Source organism: Phyllobacterium sp. UNC302MFCol5.2 (assembly GCF_000686005.1).
GTDB classification, from domain to species: domain Bacteria; phylum Pseudomonadota; class Alphaproteobacteria; order Rhizobiales; family Rhizobiaceae; genus Phyllobacterium; species Phyllobacterium pellucidum.
Map to the genome: position 1 here is coordinate 795,509 of NZ_JMLL01000010.1, position 21,890 is coordinate 817,398.

21 protein-coding genes and 1 pseudogene are annotated in these 21,890 nt (G+C 58.5%); 13 read left to right on the forward strand and 9 right to left on the reverse strand.

What is annotated here, in order from left to right; all coding sequences use genetic code 11:
• Positions 1-6: 6 nt before the first annotated feature.
• The 4 genes from cpaB to BR48_RS0105830 all read right to left on the reverse strand — a co-directional run bounded on the left by cpaB (position 7) and on the right by BR48_RS0105830 (position 2,372).
• On the reverse strand, positions 7-810 hold the full coding sequence (gene cpaB / locus BR48_RS0105815) for a Flp pilus assembly protein CpaB (protein ID WP_027230430.1): 804 nt from the start codon (positions 808-810) through the stop codon (positions 7-9).
• Positions 811-1,098: 288 nt separating this feature from the next.
• The gene (locus BR48_RS0105820; protein WP_027230431.1) at positions 1,099-1,536 is read right to left on the reverse strand and encodes a VOC family protein; all 438 of its coding nucleotides are present in this window, start codon (positions 1,534-1,536) and stop codon (positions 1,099-1,101) included.
• A 106-nt stretch (positions 1,537-1,642) separates the two neighbouring features.
• On the reverse strand, positions 1,643-2,167 hold the full coding sequence (locus BR48_RS0105825; protein WP_027230432.1) for a prepilin peptidase: 525 nt from the start codon (positions 2,165-2,167) through the stop codon (positions 1,643-1,645).
• A 4-nt stretch (positions 2,168-2,171) separates the two neighbouring features.
• Entirely contained in the window at positions 2,172-2,372 is a 201-nt protein-coding gene (locus BR48_RS0105830; RefSeq protein WP_228017117.1) for a Flp family type IVb pilin, read from the reverse strand.
• A 278-nt stretch (positions 2,373-2,650) separates the two neighbouring features.
• Here BR48_RS0105830 and BR48_RS0105835 point away from each other — a divergent pair, with 278 nt between their 5' ends.
• The 10 genes and pseudogenes from BR48_RS0105835 to recF all read left to right on the forward strand — a co-directional run bounded on the left by BR48_RS0105835 (position 2,651) and on the right by recF (position 12,858).
• The gene (locus BR48_RS0105835) at positions 2,651-3,091 is read left to right on the forward strand and encodes a pilus assembly protein N-terminal domain-containing protein (RefSeq protein WP_027230434.1); all 441 of its coding nucleotides are present in this window, start codon (positions 2,651-2,653) and stop codon (positions 3,089-3,091) included.
• 126 nt (positions 3,092-3,217) lie between these two features.
• On the forward strand, positions 3,218-3,835 hold the full coding sequence (locus tag BR48_RS23930; RefSeq protein ID WP_051614601.1) for a TadE/TadG family type IV pilus assembly protein: 618 nt from the start codon (positions 3,218-3,220) through the stop codon (positions 3,833-3,835).
• Between the two features lie 35 nt (positions 3,836-3,870).
• A complete protein-coding gene (locus BR48_RS23935) occupies positions 3,871-4,488 on the forward strand; it encodes a TadE/TadG family type IV pilus assembly protein (RefSeq protein ID WP_051614603.1) in 618 nt (205 codons plus the stop codon).
• A 78-nt stretch (positions 4,489-4,566) separates the two neighbouring features.
• Positions 4,567-5,811, forward strand: a complete 1,245-nt coding sequence (locus BR48_RS0105850) for a phosphopentomutase (protein WP_027230435.1) — start codon at positions 4,567-4,569, stop codon at positions 5,809-5,811.
• On the forward strand, positions 5,804-6,697 hold the full coding sequence (gene mutM / locus BR48_RS0105855; protein ID WP_027230436.1) for a bifunctional DNA-formamidopyrimidine glycosylase/DNA-(apurinic or apyrimidinic site) lyase: 894 nt from the start codon (positions 5,804-5,806) through the stop codon (positions 6,695-6,697). Before BR48_RS0105850 ends, mutM begins: the two co-directional genes overlap by 8 nt.
• A 19-nt stretch (positions 6,698-6,716) precedes the next feature.
• Entirely contained in the window at positions 6,717-7,490 is a 774-nt protein-coding gene (locus BR48_RS0105860) for an enoyl-CoA hydratase (RefSeq protein ID WP_027230437.1), read from the forward strand.
• Between the two features lie 155 nt (positions 7,491-7,645).
• Entirely contained in the window at positions 7,646-7,912 is a 267-nt protein-coding gene (gene rpsT, locus BR48_RS0105865) for a 30S ribosomal protein S20 (RefSeq protein ID WP_027230438.1), read from the forward strand.
• A 930-nt stretch (positions 7,913-8,842) separates the two neighbouring features.
• Positions 8,843-10,300 (forward strand): annotated as a pseudogene (dnaA, locus tag BR48_RS0105870) (chromosomal replication initiator protein DnaA); the annotation flags it as partial.
• Positions 10,301-10,479: 179 nt separating this feature from the next.
• On the forward strand, positions 10,480-11,598 hold the full coding sequence (gene dnaN / locus BR48_RS0105875; protein WP_027230440.1) for a DNA polymerase III subunit beta: 1,119 nt from the start codon (positions 10,480-10,482) through the stop codon (positions 11,596-11,598).
• Positions 11,599-11,709: 111 nt separating this feature from the next.
• Entirely contained in the window at positions 11,710-12,858 is a 1,149-nt protein-coding gene (gene recF / locus BR48_RS0105880) for a DNA replication/repair protein RecF (protein WP_027230441.1), read from the forward strand.
• A gap of 3 nt (positions 12,859-12,861) precedes the next feature.
• Here recF and BR48_RS23940 read toward each other — a convergent pair whose 3' ends face one another.
• Together BR48_RS23940 and BR48_RS0105890 are read right to left on the reverse strand one after the other, a co-directional pair.
• Entirely contained in the window at positions 12,862-14,025 is a 1,164-nt protein-coding gene (locus BR48_RS23940; protein WP_051614605.1) for an FUSC family protein, read from the reverse strand.
• Between the two features lie 93 nt (positions 14,026-14,118).
• Entirely contained in the window at positions 14,119-15,507 is a 1,389-nt protein-coding gene (locus BR48_RS0105890) for a DUF1254 domain-containing protein (protein ID WP_245273394.1), read from the reverse strand.
• Between the two features lie 429 nt (positions 15,508-15,936).
• On the opposite strand from BR48_RS0105890, the gene BR48_RS0105900 reads away from it, so the two are divergent.
• Positions 15,937-17,598, forward strand: a complete 1,662-nt coding sequence (locus BR48_RS0105900) for an L-lactate permease (RefSeq protein ID WP_027230443.1) — start codon at positions 15,937-15,939, stop codon at positions 17,596-17,598.
• A 52-nt stretch (positions 17,599-17,650) separates the two neighbouring features.
• On the opposite strand, the gene BR48_RS0105905 is transcribed toward BR48_RS0105900, so the two are convergent.
• Entirely contained in the window at positions 17,651-18,415 is a 765-nt protein-coding gene (locus tag BR48_RS0105905) for an SDR family oxidoreductase (RefSeq protein ID WP_027230444.1), read from the reverse strand.
• A 210-nt stretch (positions 18,416-18,625) separates the two neighbouring features.
• Here BR48_RS0105905 and BR48_RS0105910 point away from each other — a divergent pair, with 210 nt between their 5' ends.
• Together BR48_RS0105910 and BR48_RS0105915 are read left to right on the forward strand one after the other, a co-directional pair.
• Entirely contained in the window at positions 18,626-19,336 is a 711-nt protein-coding gene (locus BR48_RS0105910; protein WP_027230445.1) for a glutathione S-transferase N-terminal domain-containing protein, read from the forward strand.
• Positions 19,337-19,360: 24 nt separating this feature from the next.
• Complete coding sequence (locus BR48_RS0105915) at positions 19,361-20,407, forward strand: LacI family DNA-binding transcriptional regulator (protein WP_027230446.1); 1,047 nt, start codon at positions 19,361-19,363, stop codon at positions 20,405-20,407.
• Here the strand turns inward: BR48_RS0105915 and BR48_RS0105920 are convergent.
• Positions 20,404-20,730 (reverse strand): MocE family 2Fe-2S type ferredoxin, encoded by a 327-nt coding sequence (locus tag BR48_RS0105920; RefSeq protein ID WP_027230447.1) that lies wholly within the window; start codon positions 20,728-20,730, stop codon positions 20,404-20,406. The two genes, BR48_RS0105915 and BR48_RS0105920, sit on opposite strands and share 4 nt — an antisense overlap.
• A 25-nt stretch (positions 20,731-20,755) precedes the next feature.
• Positions 20,756-21,832, reverse strand: coding sequence for a fatty acid desaturase family protein (locus BR48_RS0105925; RefSeq protein WP_027230448.1), 1,077 nt, complete (start codon positions 21,830-21,832; stop codon positions 20,756-20,758).
• Positions 21,833-21,890 lie beyond the last annotated feature (58 nt).

Below are 21,890 nucleotides of genomic sequence, written 5' to 3' on the forward strand. Positions count from 1 at the left end.
ATTTTTTTATTTCCGCCCCATGACTTCGACCATGGTTCCAGACTTGATCAGTTTCACATTGCCGCTACGGCCGGGCGAATTGACGAGATATTCGGCGCCAGGTCCTGTCTGTTCCTGGGCGTCCTGAACCGAGCGGAGAACGAGCGACAGGCGCGCAGCCATCTGTTGCGCGACGGTGATGACTTCGGCCTGTTCCGGCGTCAGTTCGAGCGTTGCGGTGGACCCCAGCTTGGTCTTTTCACCGTTCTCGTCCTCTTGGATCGTCTGATCGATCGCCAGCACGCGAATATTGCGAAGGACAGTTTCCGTGATGTATTGCTTCGCCTGGCCCTGTGTTTCGATCTCGTGGACCATAATGACATCGACATAGTCATCGGGCAGAATGAAGCCGCCCGCCGATGTCTCCGAGGCAATCTGCGTCGCCACAGCGCGCATGCCGGCCGGGAGTTGCGCCGACATGAAGCTCTGGCCCTTGCCGATGAGCTTTGCTTCACGAACCGGTTCGCCCGTGAATATGCGCAGTCGAACCGTCGAGCCCTTGAGTTCCTCGACGGCGTTCGGACGGTCAGCGCGCTTTATATATCCGTCAGCAAGGGCATCGACGGGCCAAGGCTGCCAGCGCAGCTGGCCGTTCAGTTCCGTGCCGACGCCGAGATTGTCCGTGGCAACGAGAATATCCTGCAATTTCATCTGTGGTTGGGGTGCTGACTGCACGACGGTAACGTCAGGCTTCATCTGCGTCGCGATATAGCCCGCGGCGCCCGCGGCAGCGACCGCGACGGTCAAAATGACAAGTCGTGCTCTTTGCATTCAATGCACCCCGTTAGACTTTTGTCTAAGATTACCCACGGTTGCACTTTGACTTGCCAATCGTGTAATTATGGTTAACGCATTGCTTAAATCTATGCTTAACGGCGTTTAACCGTTAGACTTTCGATCTGTGAATACTCAGCGGGTCAAATTGAGAACGTCAGTAGCTGATACGACGCAGCGGAACGTCGCGCATGGCGACATGGATTATGGCTTCTGAAACGTTGATGCGGGCCGCGTGGCTATCGTCATCCAGCCCGCTCCTCACGGTCTTATTTGTATCGCCGTTCAGCTTAGTTCTTGGGCAAGCCCGATGAGAAGCCCTTCAGGCCCGCGAATGTAGCAGAGCCGATACGCGTCTTTATACTGGACCACTTCGCCGACGAGTTGCGCGCCGTGGGCACTCAGTCTTTCAAGCGTCTCGTCGACATCGTCCACGGTAAACATGGCGCGCAGGTAGCCCAGGGCGTTGACCGGCGCCTTCCGGTGATCTGCGACGACAGGCGGCGTAATGAAGCGCGAGAGCTCGAGCCGGCTGTGGCCGTCCGGCGTGCGCATCATGGCAATCTCGACGTGCTGATCGCCCAGTCCGGTGACGCGTCCGGCCCATTCGCCTTCGATCGTCGCCCGCCCTTCGAGTTCGAGGCCAAGTTCGCGAAAGAAATCGATCGTCGCTTCGAGGTCTTCAACGACGATACCGACATTGTCCATCCGCTTTAGCGCCATGTTCAAATCTCCAGGGTGTCGATCCAATCTACAAGGTGACGCCCAGTCTAACAATGCACGCTTCTGATGGTTTAGATCCAGGAAAAGCCCTGGGATACGAACTCAATCAGAGGTGCGCCAGGCGATCGATTACCCATTGGCATAGGGGGGAGCTTGGAAATGCAAGGAGGCCGGCGCCGCCAAGGGCGATGCCATAGGGGACGCCCTCTTCCTTGCGCGCGAGCCGCCGCATGAACTCGATCCGGTCCGCATATATTATTGCAGCATGGGAATTGCGGTAGTTGAGAATTGCGAGGGTAAGCAGGCCGCCCAGCACAGACATCATCAACAAATATTCGGCAAGGCCCATGTTCCAGCCGAGCCAAAGCGCGGTCGCTGACATCAGCTTGGCGTCGCCGCCGCCCATCGTGCCGGTCGCGAAAAGGCCGAATGTTACCGTGAGAACCGCAGCGCCCGCGGCAAAATGCATTGCATAGGCTTCCCAGCCCATGCCGGTCAACGGCGCCAGGATTACAAATGAAACGATAAGGATGAGCGAAACGCGATTTTGAATTGTCATCGACAGGAGATCGGAGATCCCCGCAAAGGCCATTGCAAACGGAAAGATGACGAGGATGGCGGCTTCAATCATGACCTTACCTGTTTGGCGCCTGGGCAACCTTGTCCGCAAGGGAGCCGTAAAGGGTCTGTACCGATGATCCAAGCACGTTCGCGCCGGCCAGAATGGCGATGCTTAGGATCGAAGCGATGAGCGTATATTCAATAGCCGTAGCGCCGCACCGGTTGTGCAGGAAGCGAGCGAACACGTCGAGGATCGCATTCATCGTGCCTGTCATCTGGAATGTCCTCGCTCGTACCACTGGTTGCGCCTGATCGAACGCTAGTGGCAGCGAATTTCATTCATCTTAAGGAACACCGTTACAAAATAGTAAAGCTTTGGCAACTCGAAATAGAGGTGACTAAAAGGTAAATCGTATAGTTAGAATTTGCATAAAATTTTACCGTTGTACGTCGTCTTGCGCCGTTATGATTAACAAAAGCTTTGCGGGTTTAAGCTTTCCTTCACCAATCCACGCCATGTTTGAGAAGCATTCGTTTCGAGGGGCTCTTATCCATGGTCGGCAATAAATTCCACACTGTTTCTGCGTACGGATTGACCATCGCCTTGGCGCTTGTCGCCATTGCGCTCGCCCCCGCCCCCGCGAGCGCCGATACGGGCATCCATGTGATCATGAACCAGGCAAGAATATTGAGACTCGCGCGTCCGGCGGATACGGTCGTCGTCGGCGACCCCGCCATTGCCGATGCGGTCGTCAAGGATGCGCGCACCGTAATTTTGACGGGGAAAGGCTTCGGCATGACCAATATTGTCATCCTGGACGCCGATGGCAGCCCGATTGTCGATGATCAGGTCATGGTGAGCCGCAGCGTTGCCAACACGACGCGCGTCTATCGGCGCGCTTTCGTCCAGACACTTTCCTGTACGCCCTATTGCGAAACAGCGCAGAAGACGACTGCCGAAACCGAATCCGATCAAAAAATCGGCGGCAACTGAGCTGGCGCTACTCACGGTTGAAAAATCGTGAAGGAATTTACTGCAATTTCCACCGCGGATCGAACAGGATTCTAACTTCTGAATGCTAGGAATTTTCTTGCCTTAGGTGGTCGGGGAATTCCATCCATGTTCTACAACGATAAAAACAATCAATCGCATGAAGGTGTCGCGGCGGCCTCTGCCGCCCTACACTGCACAGGGCGCGTCAGGCAAAGCCGGCTCGTGGCACTGCTTGCCCGCTTCAGGCGCAACCGACGCGGCACAGTTGCCATCGAATTTGCGATGATCGCGCTGCCATTCTTCCTGCTGATCTTCGTCATATTCGAAGTTGGAATGACCTTCATGGCGCAGCAGGTCATGGCAAATGCTACCGATGAAATCGCAAGGCGCTTGCGTACCGGCGAGTTAAGGGCTGCAAATATCTCGGGGAACCAGCTGCGCGACCGTATCTGCGCAAAGCTTATCCTGCCCGAAGCCGGCTGCGCCAACCTCGTCGTTGACCTGAAGACCTATGCGAACTTCACCAACGTTCCCGTCACCATCCCGCTAAAGCCGAATGGGGACGTCGATTCGACGGGTTTCAAGAACAATGTCGGCGGTGCGGGCTCGATCAACCAGCTGCGCGTTTTCTATCGCTGGCCAATCCTCACCAATCTCATGCGCAATCGTATCGAGACGATCGACGGAACGGGGAGGACTCTGCTGTTCTCTACCGCGACCTGGAGAAACGAACCGTTCGTCTGATGCTCAATTCCGGCATAGCTTCGAAAGTGTGACGCATGAACAACCAAAAACAACAAAAGACCGCGAAATATTTGGCCCTCGTGATGAAGCGCTTTATCGGCGACAAGCGAGGCGTCGCAGCGCTTGAATTCGCACTCATTGCCCCCGTCCTCATCCTGCTCTACCTCGGTACGGTCGAAACGACCGAGGGGGTAAACGTCAACAAGGACCTCGGCCGGGCGGCGACGATGGTGGCCGATCTCGTCACGCAACAAACGACTGTCACGACTGCCCAGCTCGGCGACATCATGAAGATCGGGCAGGCGACGGTGCTGCCCTATCGCCGGGATACGCCGCAGATCACAATAACCTCCATCGATATATCCGCCGCCGGCAATGCGACCGTCCTCTGGTCGCGGCGGGTGGTAAATGGGACCGAGTCAAGGCCGTTCAACGCTGGCAGCGCCGTGACGCTCGACGCCAATCTGCGCATCCCCAGCACCACTGTAGTGCAGGTGAAGGCCGAACTTGCCTATGTGCCGATCATCCCCTGGACGATCACCGGGCAGACGAACACGGCCGCCGGTGCTTCGGTTATCGGAATTCACATGTCGAAGAACACCTATGGCCGCATCCGGCAGGGCTCAAACGCGGTTACCTGCACCAACTGCTGAGGACGCTCCGCCACCATTGATTTGTCACGGCGCGCTGTTTGACCTATCTGTGATGTCTGATTTTACTCGGAGTATCGCATGGCTCGCGCTTTCCTTTTCGTTCTCGACTCCTTCGGCATCGGCGGCGCACCGGATGCCAAGGCTTTCGGCGACGAAGGTTCAAATACGTTCGCGCACATCGTCGAACGATGTGCTGCCGGCGAGGCCGACAAGGAGGGCCTGCGCCAAGGCCCTCTGCTTGTTCCCAATATGAGCTCGCTCGGCCTCTTCCACGCCGCCAACATCGCCTCGGCTTTTCCGGTATCATCGCGGGCCCCGGCCCCGGTCGGTTTGTGGGGCGCGGCCGAAGAAACCTCGAAGGGAAAGGATACCCCTTCCGGTCACTGGGAAATTGCCGGCGTTCCGGTGGCGTTCGATTGGGGCTATTTTCCCCAGACCGTCCCGACATTCCCCGAAACCTTGATCGCCGACACGGTTCGGCTTGCACAGCTTCCAGGCATCCTCGGTAACAAACACGCCTCGGGAACTGACGTGATCGAGGAACTTGGCGAAGAACACATCCGGACGGGCATGCCCATCTTCTATACATCCACCGATTCCGTGGTCCAGATTGCCGCGCATGAGACGTATTTCGGGCTGGAACGCTTGTACAAGCTTTGCGAAACCGTTCGCGAGTTGGTCGATCCGCTGAATATTGGCCGCGTTATTGCCCGGCCATTCATCGGTGAGGCGAAGGAAACATTCGAGCGCACCGGCAATCGCCGCGATTATTCCGTGCCGCCACCAGAGGCGACGCTGCTGGACCGCCTTACCGATGCCGGCCGCATGGTCATCGCCATCGGCAAGATCGGCGATATCTATGCGCATAAGGGCGTAGGTCAGGTGCGCAAGGCCAACGGTAACATGGCGCTCTTCGATGAAACCCTGGTCGCGATGGACGACGCACAGGATGGCGACCTCGTGTTTACCAATTTTGTCGATTTCGACATGCTCTACGGCCACCGGCGCGATGTCGCAGGCTATGCGGCAGCGCTAGAGGCCTTCGACATGCGCCTTCCCGAGGCTATCGCCAAGCTCCGTCCGGGCGATCTCATGATCCTTACCGCCGATCATGGCTGCGACCCGACCTATCAGGGCACGGACCACACGCGCGAGCGCGTTCCGGTGCTTTGCTACGGTCCGGACCTGCCCAAAGGCTCGTTCGGCGTACGCCCGACCTTCGCTGATATTGGCGAGACGGTCGCCGCCCATCTCGGCGTTGCCCCCGGCCTCCACGGCAAGAGCTTCCTCAAGGGAACGGGAGAGCGCAGCTCCGATGCCTGAACTACCTGAGGTTGAAACCGTCCGGCGCGGTCTCCAACCCGTCATGGAGGGCGCGACCATACTTGGCGTGGAGCAGCGGCGCCCCGACCTGCGCTTTCCCTTCCCCGAGCGCTTCGCCGAGCGTTTGACGGGCCGGCGCATCGAAGCGCTCGAACGGCGCGCCAAATATCTCATCCTTCATCTCGATAACGGTCTTGGTGTCATCAGCCACCTTGGCATGTCGGGATCCTATCGCATCGAGCAAGGCGAAGCGGCGGAAACGCCCGGCGATTTTGCCCATGAGCGCTCGAAGAACGCGCTGCACGACCACGTCGTGCTGCAACTCGGCGCCAAGGACGGCAAGACGAGCCGCGTCGTCTATAATGATCCGCGGCGCTTCGGCTTCATGCTCTTTGCCGAGCCGGGCGAACTTAACAATCATCCGCTGATCAAGGGCCTTGGCACCGAACCGACAGGCAACCGCCTCGATGGCGCCTTGCTGGCGAAGCTGTTTCACAAGAAGGCGGCGCCGTTGAAGGCGGCACTTCTCGACCAGAGGTTGATAGCCGGGCTTGGCAACATCTATGTCTGCGAAGCGCTGTGGCGCGCGGAACTCTCGCCATTGCGATCGGCAGGGAGCATTTCCGGCACGGATGGCGCGCCAACCGATGATGCAAAGCGACTCGCGACAGCGATCCGGGCTGTCATCGTTGACGCGATCAAGGCCGGTGGATCGAGCCTCAAGGATTACCGGCAAGCCGATGGCGAACTTGGCTATTTCCAGCATTCGTTCTCGGTCTATGACCGCGAAGGCGCCCCGTGCCCGCGCAAGGGTTGCAATGGCACGGTGTCGCGTATTGTCCAAAGCGGGCGCTCGACCTTCTATTGCCCCGTGTGCCAGCATTAGCGATTGAGGAGGATCAACCATGACCTATGAAAACATCATCGTCGAGACGCGCGAAAAGGTGGGCTTTATCCAGCTCAATCGTCCGCAAGCGCTCAATGCGTTGAATTCGGCGCTGCTCGCAGACCTTGCAGGCGCACTTGAAGCGTTCGACAAGGACAACCATATCGGCGCGATCGTCATCACCGGGTCCGAAAAGGCTTTTGCCGCCGGCGCCGACATCAAGGAAATGCAGACGCTTGCATTCGCCGACGCCTATCTCGGCGACTATTTCAGCGAGTGGGAGCGCGTGACCCGGCTGCGCAAGCCGTTGATTGCTGCGGTCGCTGGCTATGCACTTGGCGGAGGCTGCGAACTCGCCATGATGTGCGACTTCATAATTGCCGCCGACACCGCGAAATTCGGCCAGCCCGAGATCACTCTCGGTGTAATGCCGGGAATGGGCGGATCGCAGCGCCTCACCCGTTCGGTCGGCAAGTCGAAGGCAATGGACCTGTGCCTGACCGGGCGCATGATGGATGCGGCCGAGGCCGAGCGTTGCGGCCTGGTATCCCGGGTGGTTCCTGCGGCAGACCTTGTGGCCGAGGCCGTCAAGGCGGCCGCGAAGATTGCCTCCTTCTCGCTCCCGGTCGTGATGATGACCAAGGAGACCGTCAACCGCGCTTATGAGACGACACTCTCGGAAGGCTTGCGCTTCGAGCGCCGGGTTTTCCACTCGATGTTTGCCCTCGAGGACCAGAAGGAAGGCATGGCAGCCTTTGCCGAAAAGCGGGCGCCGTCCTTTAAAAATCGCTGAACGAAAATATCCCCGAATTCATCAGCGATTCCAAGTTGACGCAGAAGCAAACGTCATCTATAAGCCCCCCAACGTTCGGTGGCCCCTCGGCCACCCTATTATTTTGTGACGGCTGCTTTCAGGCTGCCGATTAGCTGACAGAAAAGAGAGGCATCATGGCCAACACTCCTTCGGCCAAGAAAGCGGCGCGCAAGATCGAAGCCCGCACCGAAGTCAACAAATCCCGCCGCTCGCGCGTGCGCACCTTCCTGCGCAAATTCGAAGATGCGGTTGCAAGCGGCGACCAGGCGGCTGCCGCCATCGCCTTCCAGGCTGTCGAGCCGGAAGTCATGCGCGCTGCCTCGAAGGGCGTCCTTCACAAGAATACTGCCTCGCGCAAAGTATCTCGCCTCTCGGCTCGCCTGAAGGGCATGTCTGCTTAATCAGACCTTCATATTTATATTTGAAAACCCGGCATCTATTTAGCCGGGTTTTTATATTTGGGCCTGATTCTGGGAATAAATTCGTTACCCGGGGAAAAGATTGTGGCTTATCAAAACCATGACATCTGGTGGTCACAAATCGATTAGGACAAAAAGCGTCAATCATCAATTTGTGTGTTTTTTCAACGGGTTATAAAAGGTAGTAATTATAACTCGGGACCGTCCGGTGGAATCTCCGACCACACCCGCTGTCAAGCGTAAATTTATAAATTTTTTTTCTGTGTGTCTGGTCGCAGTGCAACAAAATCTGAGCCTCAAAAAAAGCCTTGAATCCGAACGGTTTTTCCAAGTTGAGCCGGGGACACTTAAAAAAAATCAAATTCCATTAACCTTTTATTCATCAAAAAACCCTTGGGCCGGACTTGCTCTTCCTGCAAAGGTTTTTGTAAGGTCCAAGACATCGAAGGGGTGGGCAAAACCCATTTAACAGGCTTATTAAATAGTGGGTTCGGGCGCAGATTTGACCGTTTGCGTAACGAGTGGTTTTTGTCAGTACTCAGCCCATCGGGGTTGGGTTGTTTCATAAATCGAGCGGGTTGGCGACGCTGGCGTGAGCCGGGCGTAAGGCTTTACGCGCCTAACGAGAGGGATGCGAACGTGGTTGTGACAGATATTCTGAACAAGTCTTATTCAGTACAACACTGCGTGATCGCCAAATCCTCAATCTGTTAGTTACGGCATTAACCAGACGGGCCACTGGGGCGGCTCGTCGGTCATCACTGCCTGACGGTGATACGTCGGCAAATATAAAACACGGGCGTCTCTACGACCCGAATGAAATACCAGGATGAGGCGATGACAATGACCAGCGGAATAATGGAAAACGGCACAAATGCCATGGTCCCGCTCCATGTGGATGAGGGGAAAGACATGGCTTCGGCCGGCAGCGAAATGATATTCGAGCGTGTCAAAAGCAAGCTCAAGGCGAAACTCGGCAGCGAGGTCTATTCGAGCTGGTTCGGCCGCTTGAAACTCGACGAAACGTCGAAGAGCATCGTCCGGCTGTCCGTGCCGACCGCCTTCCTGCGCTCGTGGATCAACAATCATTACTCCGACATGATCACCGCGCTCTGGCGCGAGGAAGAAGAGCAGGTTCTGAAGGTCGAGATCGTCTTCCGCAGCGCCAGCCGTGCCATCCGGCCGATCTGTGACGCCGAGGCACCCCAGCGTGCCGAGACGCGTGCGCTGGCCCGTGAGAAGCCGGTGTTCCCGGTCGGCACCACCTCGCAGGAAAAGAAGGCTCCAGCGCATTTCGCCGATCGTTCGCAGAACTCGGTTTTTGGCTCGCCACTTGATCCGCGCTATACGTTCGAGACATTCGTCGATGGTACGCCAAACCGCGTGGCGCTTGCTGCGGCGCGCACCATCGCCGATGCCGGCGCCAGCGCCGTCCGCTTCAATCCGCTGTTCATTCACGCGTCGGTCGGGCTCGGCAAGACCCATCTCCTGCAGGCTATCGCCGCAGAGGCGCTGAAGCGTCCGGAGCGCGCCCGCGTCGTCTATCTCACCGCCGAATATTTCATGTGGCGCTTTGCGACAGCAATCCGCGACAACAATGCGCTGTCGTTCAAGGAACAGCTTCGCGATATCGACCTTCTGATCATCGACGACATGCAATTCCTGCAGGGTAAGTCGATCCAGCACGAATTCTGCCACCTGATCAATACGCTGCTCGACAGTGCCAAGCAGGTCGTCGTTGCTGCCGACCGTCCGCCTTCCGAGCTTGAATCGCTCGATGCCCGCGTGCGCTCACGGCTTCAGGGCGGCGTTGCCCTGGAAATGATTTCGCCGGACTATGCGATGCGTCTCGAAATCCTCAAGCGCCGTCTCGCTGCTGCCCAGCTCGAAGATCATTCGCTGGATATTTCCATGGAAATTCTCGACCACGTCGCCCAGTCCGTGACCGGCAGCGGCCGCGAACTTGAAGGCGCGTTCAACCAGTTGCTGTTCCGCCAGACGTTCGAACCGAACCTTTCCGTCGACCGCGTTGATGAACTCCTCAGCCATCTCATGCGTGGGGGCGATGCCAAGCGCATCCGCATCGAGGAAATCCAGCGCATCGTCGCTCGCCACTACAACGTATCGAAGCAGGACCTCTTGTCGAACCGGCGTACACGCACGATCGTCAAGCCGCGCCAGATCGCCATGTACCTGGCCAAAATGCTGACGCCGCGTTCCCTGCCGGAAATCGGCCGTCGTTTCGGGGGTCGCGATCATACCACTGTCCTTCATGCCGTGCGCAAGATCGAGGACATTGTCGGCAAGGACCAGAAACTCTCGCAAGAACTCGAACTGTTGAAGCGCCTGATCAACGAACAGGCCCAATAGGACACATCTTATCAACAGAAAGCCTGCGGTATGGTACGCTGATGCCTGCCGCAGGCTTGCTTTTTAAGGCGAAGTTCTGCCAATTTGCTTGACCCTGGGGAATAAGCGCCCCGCACCGGAGGAGGATTGCAGATACGCCGCCCTCCTGCCGGAATAGAAGTCAGCGAGACCGGTTTATCATGCGTGTAACTCTTGAACGTTCCAACCTTCTGAAGTCGCTCAATCATGTCCACCGCGTGGTCGAACGGCGCAATACCATTCCGATCCTGTCGAATGTCCTGCTCAATGCCGACGGCGCCAGCCTCGCCTTGAAGGCCACCGACCTCGATCTCGAAGTGACGGAAGCAACAAGCGCGCAAATCGAGCAATCCGGTGCGACGACTGTTCCGGCCCACCTCCTCTACGACATCGTCCGTAAGTTGCCGGACGGCGCAGAGGTGATGCTGGCCACCAATACGGATGGCAATTCCATGGCCGTCACGTCCGGCCGTTCGAACTTCCGCCTGCAGTGCCTGCCGCAGTCCGACTTTCCGGAGCTGACCGCTGGCGCGTTCAGCCACACCTTCCGCATGCCGTCGAGCGCGCTGAAAAGCCTCATCGAGCGCACGCAATTTGCCATCTCCACCGAAGAGACGCGATATTATCTCAATGGCATCTATTTTCACGCCATCGAGAGCGACGGCAAGCTGAAGCTGCGCGCTGTCGCCACCGACGGCCATCGCCTTGCCCGCGCCGAACTCGAGGCGCCTGCCGGTGCCGAGGGCATGCCGGGGATCATCATCCCGCGCAAGACCGTCGCTGAATTGCAGAAGCTCGTCGACGATCCGGATATTACGGTGACTGTCGAACTCTCCGAAACCAAGATCCGCTTCACCATTGGATCGGTCGTCCTTACCTCGAAGCTCATCGACGGCACGTTCCCGGATTATCAGCGCGTCATCCCCTCGGGCAATGACAAGAAGCTGTCGATCGACCGGCAAAGCTTCGCTTCGGCTGTCGATCGTGTCTCGACGATCTCGAGCGAGCGCGGCCGTGCCGTAAAGCTTACGATCGGCGATGGACTGCTGACGCTGACCGTCAACAACCCGGACTCCGGCAGTGCCACCGATGAAATTGCCGCAGATTATGACGCCGATCCGATCGAGATTGGCTTCAATGCCAAGTACCTTCTCGATATTACCGCGCAGTTGACCGGTACGGAGGCAGTGTTCATGCTGGCCGATGCGGGTTCACCGACACTGGTGCGCGATACAGGCGATGAAAATGCGCTCTATGTCCTCATGCCGATGCGGGTTTAGGGCGATCGCCAGCATTCAATGGGTGATCGTGTGAAAATCCCGTCACCCTCCTCTGCGTGGAAGCGCAGTCGGGGGTTGAGCGGCCTTCCAGGCGGCATACAGTAGGCCTGCATGGAAAACAGTCTCCCACCAGCGCGCGTTTCGATCAGCCGGCTGAAGCTCGCCAACTTTCGCAACTATGAAAGCCTCTCGCTGCGGCTCGGGCCATCGCATGTGGTGTTGACGGGTGAAAACGGTGCGGGGAAGACCAATCTCCTCGAAGCGATTTCGTTTCTTTCGCCTGGCCGTGGATTGCGGCGCGCCGTTTATACGGATGTAACTCGCAGCGGAGCACCTGACGGTTTCGCCATCCATGCCGCCATTGAGACGGAGGAAGGCTCGGTCGATGTCGGAACCGGCCTTGCTGGCAATGGGCCGGGCGAAAGCGGGCGGCGCGTCCGCGTTAACGGTGTCACCGCCGCAAGCGCCGATGAACTTCTCGACTACGCGCGTATCCTCTGGCTCGTGCCGGCGATGGACGGCCTCTTTACTGGCCCCTCCGCCGACAGGCGTCGTTTTCTCGACCGCATGGTTCTCGCCATAGACCCGGCTCATGGCAAGCGCGTTCTCGATTATGAAAAGGCGATGCGCAGCCGTAATCGACTGCTTACCGAAGAGCGCTCCAACGACGCCTGGCTCGATGCAATTGAGACGCCGATGGCCGAACTCGGCATAGCGATTGCCGCAGCGCGCGCCGAACTGATGCGGCTGATCAATGACATGATCGAACGCTCGCCCGACGGCAGTCCCTTCCCCAAGGCCGATTGCCTCATCGAAGGCGCACTTGAGCAGCGCATCGGCATTGAGGCGGCAACCGATGTGGAGGAGATTTTCAGGCGAGCGCTCCGTGATGGTAGAAGCCGCGACCGCGCCGCCGGGCGCACGCTCGACGGGCCGCACCGCTCCGATCTCCTCGTCCGCCACCGGCCAAAAGCGATGCCCGCTGAACTGTGCTCGACAGGTGAGCAGAAGGCGCTGCTGATCGGGCTTATCCTTGCGCATGCGCGGCTTACCGGCAAGCTTGCCGGCATGGCGCCCATCCTGCTGCTCGATGAAATTGCCGCCCATCTCGACGAGGGCCGCCGGGCCGCCCTGTTCGACATTATCGAGGAACTTGGCGGCCAGGCGTTCATGACCGGCACGGACACCTCGCTGTTCGACAGCCTTCGCGGACGGGCGCAATTCTTCAACGTGTCGCACGGTGCAGTCGCGCCGAATTGATTGCTATTCCCTCGGCATGTTGTCGGGTTCGGTCGCCATTCCAACTTTCGGCGGCGATTTATCAGCGAAAAGCAGATGCCAGGCGAGCAGAACTGGTTCGAGGATTACAATACCGAGCAAAATTCCAGCCAGGCGGTTCAAACCCGGCTCCGGCGCGGCATTCATGTAGTTGTCGGGAACGAGAACGACAAGGAAAGCAAGCGCGAACTGGATGCCGATATAGCTCGTCGCCGGATTGCCGTTCTCGACGTGCCGTCCGATGATAACGGCAACGCAAAGGGCAAGCGTCATAAGCAACGGCGAGTGATGGCTGCTCAACAGGACCGCGATGGCGAGCACGCCGCCGGCAGCGCAACCGACAAAGCGCATCGCGATCTTCGAGGTGACCGGATTCAATACGCTTGATTCAAGCGTTGCCACCGGCAACAGCATGACGGCCATGATGGTGACGCTCGACTGGCTGAGCGAGGCAAAGCCGGTCCACCGCCAGATGAACGGAATGAACGCCAGCGCGATCCCCGCCTGGAGCGCATGGAGCGCAGCGCCCTTGTGCCAAAGCGTTGCCGCCGGGGTCGCGAGGGGCGTCGCAGTCTTCGGCTCGTCTCGCCGCAGCGCGCGGCGAATGGTCCAGTTGGACAAGGCGCTGACGATGATGCAGGCAAATGTGCCTGCAAGGATTTCGACGATACGCGACCGGGCAAAGGGAAAGACCGAACTCGCGGGCTGCATCATGCCTTCGATCAGGATCATGCAGAAGGTAAGTCCCGTAAAAAGCCAGGCATAGCTGCGCCGGCTGACAAGCGCGAAATAGAGCGTCGTTGCCCCGATCAGCGCCAAAGCCAAGGCGAGCGGAAACGGTTTGTCGGCAATAAGCGGCGCGAGGATAAGCGCAACGATCGCGCCTGCTATCGTTCCCGTGATCCGCAGCGTCCCGCGCATGACACTTTCCGACAGCCGCGAGCGCATGACCGCATAGCCGCTGAATGCCGCCCACCCGACATATTGCGCCCCAAGGGCATGGGCGAAGACAATTGCAAGCAGCACCGACAGGACGCATTCAAGCTCGTCGACGAGCCGGGGGCCCGGGCGGCCGACCGAACGGAGTTCATCCGTGATCGCCTTCCAAAGGCTGCGGGAGACACCGAAGAGATGCCGAATGAAGTTCATGAGGGTGTTTTAGAGTTTTGCGCACTTAAATAGAAGCGCTCCGGAGATACAAACGCGCGGCGCCGTTTCCAGCGCCGCGCGGCCGAGTTGCTGTTACTGCGTCACCAAGGGCTGCAAGGCAGGCGCGACAATGACGGCCGGCGGGTTCCATTTTCCCGTGAGGGCCTCGGATCGCGGCCCATAGAGCCGCATCGTCAGGTTGAATGGACCTTCAGGCGCGGGCAACCAGTTGGCTTCCTTGTCGGCGCCAGGGCTCTTGTTCTGGAAGTAGAGATCGAGCGAACCGTCAGCATTATAGCTGAACGGCATCCAGCTGCTGACAGCAAAGCGATTGAGCGGATTGCCAACCTGGAAGCCTTCCATATCATAGAGCGTGACCGACCAGAATGCATCGACCGGCGGGAGTGATTGCTTGTCGAAATGCAGGGTGTAATTCCGGGCGCCGGTCAGAGGATCGCCTTTTTCATCAGCGAGATTGAGCGGATAGATCGCATCTTCGGGCAGGTTTGCACCGAGGCCGAGTTGCGCCACAATCGCCCGCTTGAGGTAGTAATTGCCGTAAACGCCCATCGTATCGGTATTCATCGACCAATAATTGGCGACGCGAGCAAGCGTCGGCACCTTCCACTCCATAAGCTTTCGCGCTTGGGCGGGCACGTCTTGCAACCCTTTTGCAACGGCCGGATCGAGCTTGCCCGCGTCGAAGCTCTTTCCGGGTTCGATGCCGATCCGCTTCATGCGTGCGATGATCGGCTGATCGGTGATATGCGGCGGATTGACTTTCAAGACGTCGGCCGCGTAGGTGAAGAATTCGTTTGCGGACATGCTGTCGACTGTCTTTTTAGGCGGCGTCTTCATATCGACCGAGGGATCGACCGTCACCTTGGCGGCTTCTGCAGTCTTTCCCCATTGCGATAGCGGAGTGATCTTGTAGCCCGCCTGGATCTTGTGAACCGCGTCGTAGTCTTCCGGTCCATCGGTCTTGGTACGGCCGATGATCCAGACATGGGGTGTCGGCGCGTCTATCCGCTGGAGGCCATCTGGCAGATCTTTGCCTTGCCAGCCGGGTGGCACCAGCACGTAATCGGCCTTGGCCGTACCGGTGGTCCGCCAGCCGGGTGATGCGAAGACGTCCGACCACAGGTCGAGCATGGGAAGGAGGTAATAGCGCCCGCCGGTGTCGGGTGCGGATACGACCATAGGCTCCTTGGTCATGTCCAGCCAGGCGGAGGAATAGAGCGTGTCGAAGTTGGGCCTGACCACATCGCGGTAGTCGGCGGTCGGAAATTCCGGAACGTTGACGAAGCTGTTGGCCGGCCCTCGCCCCATGACTTTACCAGCCTCGATATTTGTTGCTTGCCGCCGCGTCACATCCATCGTCACCATGGGATAGAAGTAGACATAGGCATCTATGCCGATCGTCGCGGCCTCCTCCTCGGTAATAGCGTCAGCTGCTGCTGCGCCATGAACCAATGCGCCCATAACAATGAGCGCGGCAGCCACTTGGCTTATTATTCTCACTTTCATGTTGGCCTCCGTTGGAAGTCCGCGCGCCATTCATTGGTTTCATGCAATGGGCTTGCGTCCGGTTTTCTTGAGATCGTCTGTTCGCGTCACAAGCTGCGACGCCGATGCGGCATGAAACTGCGTGGAAGATTTGCGTGAGTTGGAACTGCATCCCAGCAAAAGCATTCTGCTTCCATTGGTGACCAGCAACCCGTTTACACGCAAGTATGTTACGGTAACACACGTCTGGATTGTGTTGAGTTGCTTCGAGACGTCGGCGAAAGGCGTCGGACTTATCAAACGCTTTTGTGAGTAAGTCGCCTTGCAATATTGGACTTTCGACGTACCAACTAGGGACAAGACCGATTCATCTGCCACATACATTCGTCATGGAGCGTATTCAACATGTGGAATCAGGTTTACAACCCCTTCAATAACGCCGTTCTATCGACTATCGCCGCATCGATACCTGTTGTCGTTCTGCTTGCGATGATCGCATCGAACAAGGTCAAGGTGCACATCGCCGCGATCATCGCCCTGGTCGTTGCCAATCTTGTCGCCATCTTCATCTTCACAATGCCCGCCGGCATGTCGGTCAGGGCATCGCTGCTTGGCGTTGTAACCGGCTTCTTTCCGATTGGCTGGATCGTCCTCAACGTCATATTTCTCTACAGACTGACCGTCGAGAAGGGCATCTTCGAGACGCTGCAGAACACGATCGGCGGCGTTACCCGCGACAGGCGCTTGCAGATCCTGCTGATCGCCTTTTCTTTCGGTGCCTTCTTCGAGGGCGCGTCGGGATTTGGCACGCCGGTTGCAGTCACCGCAGCGATCCTTATCGGCCTCGGCTTCTCGCCGCTTGCCGCATCAGGCCTGTCGCTGATTGCCAACACCGCCCCGGTCGCCTACGGCGCGCTCGGCACACCCATCGCCGGCCTGTCGAGCGTGACGGGTATTGACCCGTTTCTGCTCGGCGCCATGGTGGGACGGCAATTGCCGTTTTTCTCGCTGATCATACCATTCTGGGTTGTCTGGGCGTTTGCCGGCTGGCGAGGCATGAAGGAAGTCTGGCCTGCCATTCTCGTCACCGGCGTTTCCTTCGCCGTGCCCCAATTCCTGATTTCCAATTTCGTCAACCCCTGGATCGTCGATATCGGCGCTTCCCTGATCTCCATGGCCTGCCTCATAGGCTTTCTTCGCATCTGGCAGCCGCAGGTCATCTGGACCTCGGCCAAGCTGCGCATCCGCGACGACTCCGCAAGCCAGGTCCCACCGGTGAAGGCAAACAAGCGCGAGCCGACGCGCAAGGAGGTCTGGGCCTCACTGACGCCGTGGATCATCGTCTGCGCGGTGCTTCTGCTTTGGGGTACTGATTGGTTCAAGGGCATGGTCAATCCATGGGCGACGTTGAGCTACGAGGTGCCGGGCCTTAACAACCAGATCATGAAAGTCGCGCCGATTGCTGCCACCCCGACGCCGGAAAAGGCAGTCTTTGCCTTCACCTGGCTCTCCTTTACCGGGTCCGGCATGCTGATTGCAGCCATCATTTCCGGCTTCATCATGGGTTACAAACCACTTGAATTGATCACGGCCTATGGCCGCACGATAAAGCTGTGCGCCTACTCGCTGATCACGATCTCGGCGATGCTTGCCATCGGAACGCTCACCCGCCTCTCCGGCATCGATGCGACGCTCGGCCTCGCTTTCGCCGCGACCGGTGTGCTCTATCCCTTCTTCGGAACCTTGCTCGGCTGGCTGGGCGTCGCCCTGACGGGATCGGATACCGCCTCCAACGTGCTCTTTGGCAATCTGCAGAAGATTACCTCCGAACAACTCGGTCTTTCACCGATACTGATGAGCGCGGCCAATTCGTCAGGCGGCGTCATGGGCAAGATGATCGATGCCCAGTCGATCGTCGTCGCCTCCACCGCTACCAACTGGTACGGGCATGAGGGGACGATCCTGCGCTTTGTCTTCAAGCATTCGATCGTGCTGGCCTGCCTCGTCGGCATTCTGGTCATGCTCCAGGCCTATGTGTTCACCTGGATGATTGTCACGCCGCCTTGATTTTGGCCCTCGAGCCTGACCAGTGCGGGCCCGAGGATCAACGTCGAGCAGATTACGTCCGTGTGATCGAGACACCGCCATCGACCAGCGAGGCCGTGCCGGTCACGAACGAAGCGTCGTCGGAGGCCAGGTAGACCACGGAGCGCGCCAGTTCCTCCGCGGTCGCGACCCGCTTCAAGGCATGAAGGTTGGTGATGAATGCCTTTGACTCAGGCGTATTGTTCATCTCGCGGTACATGTCCGTATCGACCGCACCTGGCAGGATCGCATTGACGCGTATATTCTGCGGTCCGTACTCGGCGGCCAGCGACTGGGTGAGGCCTATAATGCCGGATTTGCTGGCGGCATAGGCAGCAACGCCCGGGAATGCGAAGCTGTAGCCGACGAAGGTGGACGTGAAGATGATCGATCCGCCACCGTGCTTCAGCATCTCCGCGACCTGATGCTTGGCGGCAAGGAAAGAGCCGGTCAGGTTGATCGCAATGGCATCGTTCCAGCCTGCTTCAGAAACGCCGGTAGTTGGGCCCGCTTCTCCCATAACGCCGGCATTGTTGAAGGCGATGTCGAGCCTGCCGTAATGTTCCGCAGCGAGTTGGACGAGGCCCTTGGCATAATCTTCCGAACGCACGTCGCCGGCAAGGGCAACGGCATCGCCGCCATCGCTCTCGATTTCGAGCACCAGTGCGTCAAGCTCTTCCTTGCGCCGCGCGCCGACGACAAGCTTTGCGCCCTCCATGGCGAACAGCTTTGCCGTCGCCCGACCGATACCGGCGCTCGCACCGGTAACGATCGCCACTTTTCCAGATAATCTGCTCATGTTCTTCTCCTGATGTCTGATGCGGGCTGAGGGTCAGCCGCTGTTGTTGGACTTGATAGTGGTGATTGGCCTCGGTTCGAAGTAGGTGGCAGATGGCGGAACTGGTTTTCGGAAAAGCCGAACAATCACAGGAACCCGTCAACGTGGATGCGCGTTCGCCTGCATGCTAGCCTACCCGCTCCAGAATCAAATCCCCCCAAGGAGACGTGAATGTCCGATCTATCCGCTTTCCCCATTGCCAGCCGTTGGCCGGCACAATATCCGGACCGGCTGCAGCTTTATTCTTTTCCGACCCCGAACGGGGTCAAGGTGTCGATCGCGCTGGAAGAACTTGGGCTGCCCTACGAGCCGCATGCGGTCAATATCGGCAAGAATGAAAGCTGGACGCCGGAGTTCCTGTCGCTCAATCCCAACGGCAAGATCCCCGCGATCATCGATCCCGATGGTCCGGGCGGCAAGCCGCTCGGCCTCTTCGAATCCGGTGCCATCCTGCTTTATCTCGCCGAGAAGACCGGCAAGCTCATTCCCGCGGATCCGAGCCTGCGGTACGAGACCATCCAGTGGGTTTTCTTCCAGATGGCCGCAATCGGGCCGATGTTCGGACAGGTCGGATTCTTTCACAAGTTCGCAGGCCGCGAGATCGAGGACAAGCGGCCGCTCCAACGCTACGTTGATGAATCGAAGCGCCTGCTCGGCGTAATCGAAACGCGGCTCAGCGGGCGTGAATGGATCATGGGCGACGAATACAGCATAGCCGATATCTCCATGCTCGGCTGGGTGCGCAACCTTGTCGGGTTCTACGGCGCGCGGGAAATCGTTGATTTCGACAGGCTGAAATATGTCCCCGGCTGGCTGGAGCGCGGACTTGCCCGGCCCGCCGTGCAGCGTGGCCTCGATATTCCACAGCGTCCGGCAGCCTAGCGCCATGCAGCCTCGGAGCGGTTGATGGCGCGTAAGAAGGTCATACTGAGCGAGGTTGCCGAGCTTGCGGGAGTTGGTATCGCTACGGTCGATCGTCTGCTCAATGAGCGCGGCAACGTCAAACCGGAAACAGCCTTGAAGATCATTCGGGCTGCGCGACAGCTCGGTCTGCAGCGCATCCTGCCCGCGACCTATCATAAGGGCCTGCGCCTGGAGGTAATCTTGGCGCGGCCGTATTTGCCCCTGATCAAGCGCATGAACCAGGCGTTCATGCAGCTTGCACCCAGCCTCGACCGCTCGGTTACCATTCAGCGTAGCTTGCTCAAGGACGACAAGGCGGAACACATTGCCGAGCGTATCCGCGCCACGACTTGCAATGCCGTGATCATCTATGCGCAGGAGGATCCCGCGATCATCGGCGCCGTCGGCGCCATAACCGCAGCGGGTATTCCGGTGATCACCGTCATCTCCGACCTGCCAACCTCAGCGCGCTTCGCCTATGCCGGAATAGACCATTACGCTGCGGGGCGGACGGCGGGCTACTTCATGGCGAAGTTTGCGCGGCAACCGGGTCGCGTCATTGCCCTGTGCTATGACCTCGGAATCAGGGGCCATGCCGACCGCATTCGGGGTTTGACAGATGCAATCAATGTCCACGGCGCCGGGCTTACACTGGCGGAGCGTCTTGAGGGGCGCGACGATTCTGAAATTTCCGAGCGGCTCCTGGTCGATGCACTGAAATGTCACCGCGATATTGTCGGCGTCTATAATGCCGGTGCTCCGAATGACGCCGTTGAACTCGCCCTTCGCAAGAGCGCGCTGCAGCAACAACCCATCTTCATCGGGCACGAGTTAACCCCGCAATCGTGTAAAATGTTGCGAGAGGGTACGATGACGCTCGCCATCGACCAGAACCCGCAGCAGCAGGCGCGGCTCGCGGTCGACATCCTGCTGCACCACTTCGGCTATGCCGAGCATCCCGAATTCAAGACACCTTATAGCGCGACGATCGACTTCACGCTGCACGGACCGGAGAATGTCGGGAAGACATCCGATCGCACGGCAAACTAACCAACGGAGATGAGGACTTTCCCGTATTCGACCTTGACCGGATAGGTACGCAGGTTCACGCAGACAGGAGCGCCCTTGGCCGCGCCGGTTCGGTAATCGAAGCGGCCATTATGCTTTGGGCACTCAATGACATGGTCCATGACGAGCCCGTCAGCAAGATGCACCTTCTCATGGGTGCAGAGGCCATCGGTGGCATAATACTCGTCGTCCGGCGAGCGGAAGATCGCGAAAGTGCGACCGTCGTGGTCAAAGCGGATAACATCCTCCTCGTCGATGTCATCGGCGTCGCACGCTTCGATCCAGGTCTTCGAAACAGCATTCATCGTCAGTTCTCCTCAAAATTATTGTTCACTCGGCGGGCGCGGCAAAGCGCATATCGGGTGCGGCCCGAATCGTTCCCGGCAGCGGCCGCTGGACAAAATAGCCGGGGTCCTTCACCTGCCTGATCAGCGCCGGGATGATTTCGCGGTAAACGTCCCAGATGGACGGATAGACCGGAGGGCACTGGTCCTTGATCATGGCATGCAGTTGCGGGAGGGCATAAAACGGCACCATAGGGAACATGTGGTGCTCGATGTGGTAGTTCATGTTGATGTAGAGGAAGCGGAACACAGGATTGGTCTCGAATGTCCGCGTGTTGAGCCGGTGGTCGTAGACATCCTCGTCCAGCCCCGCATGCTGCGTGATGTTGAAGAGCTGCGCCAGCGGACCGCCATAAAAGCGCGGCAGGACGATGTACAGGGCAGGCAGGATCGAGGCAAAATACCAGCAGGCGGCTCCGGTCGCGACGAAGATCGCAACGTAGATGCGTGACGACCAGAACACCTTGGGCTGTTCGCTGTCAGGAACGAAGTGACGGCCTTCCCCGTTCAGGCTGCCACAGGCGTGGCGCAGGATCGAAGCCATCTGGATCAGGCCGGACTTCAGGAAGAAGAAATCGAGAATGATACCTGGAATATCGGGCGGACGCGGCACTGCAATTTCGGGGTCGCGGCCGACGATGATCGTGTCTGTATGATGCCGCGAATGGCTCCAGCGCCAGTAAAAACCCTCATGCAGGGTCATGAAGCCGTTGAGGTGGTAAAGCGCCTCGTTGATCCAGCGCGTCTTGAATGGCGTCCCGTGCGAAAGTTCATGCGCGCGGTGATCGCTGGCAGCGTAGAGAACACCATAGGCGGCGAAGAATGGAACGCACCAAAGCGTGCCCCATGTCAGAAAAGCGCCGGCACCCGATACGGCAAGCAATGCGAGCCAGAGCCCAAAATGGCGCAGCGAGACCAGGTCTGAACGCTTCATCAACTGCTTGAAGACCTTGCGGTCGACTTTTGCGGAAAACCATTCGGATTCGACCCGGTGCTCGAAGCCATCGTCGGTCAGTACTGCGGCGCGCGCTGCGTCGCCAACAAGCGCATAGCTTTTCGTCATTTGATTATCCTCCGCAACTGCGCCCCGCCGGCCTCTTATTGCCCGTGCATCGAAATTA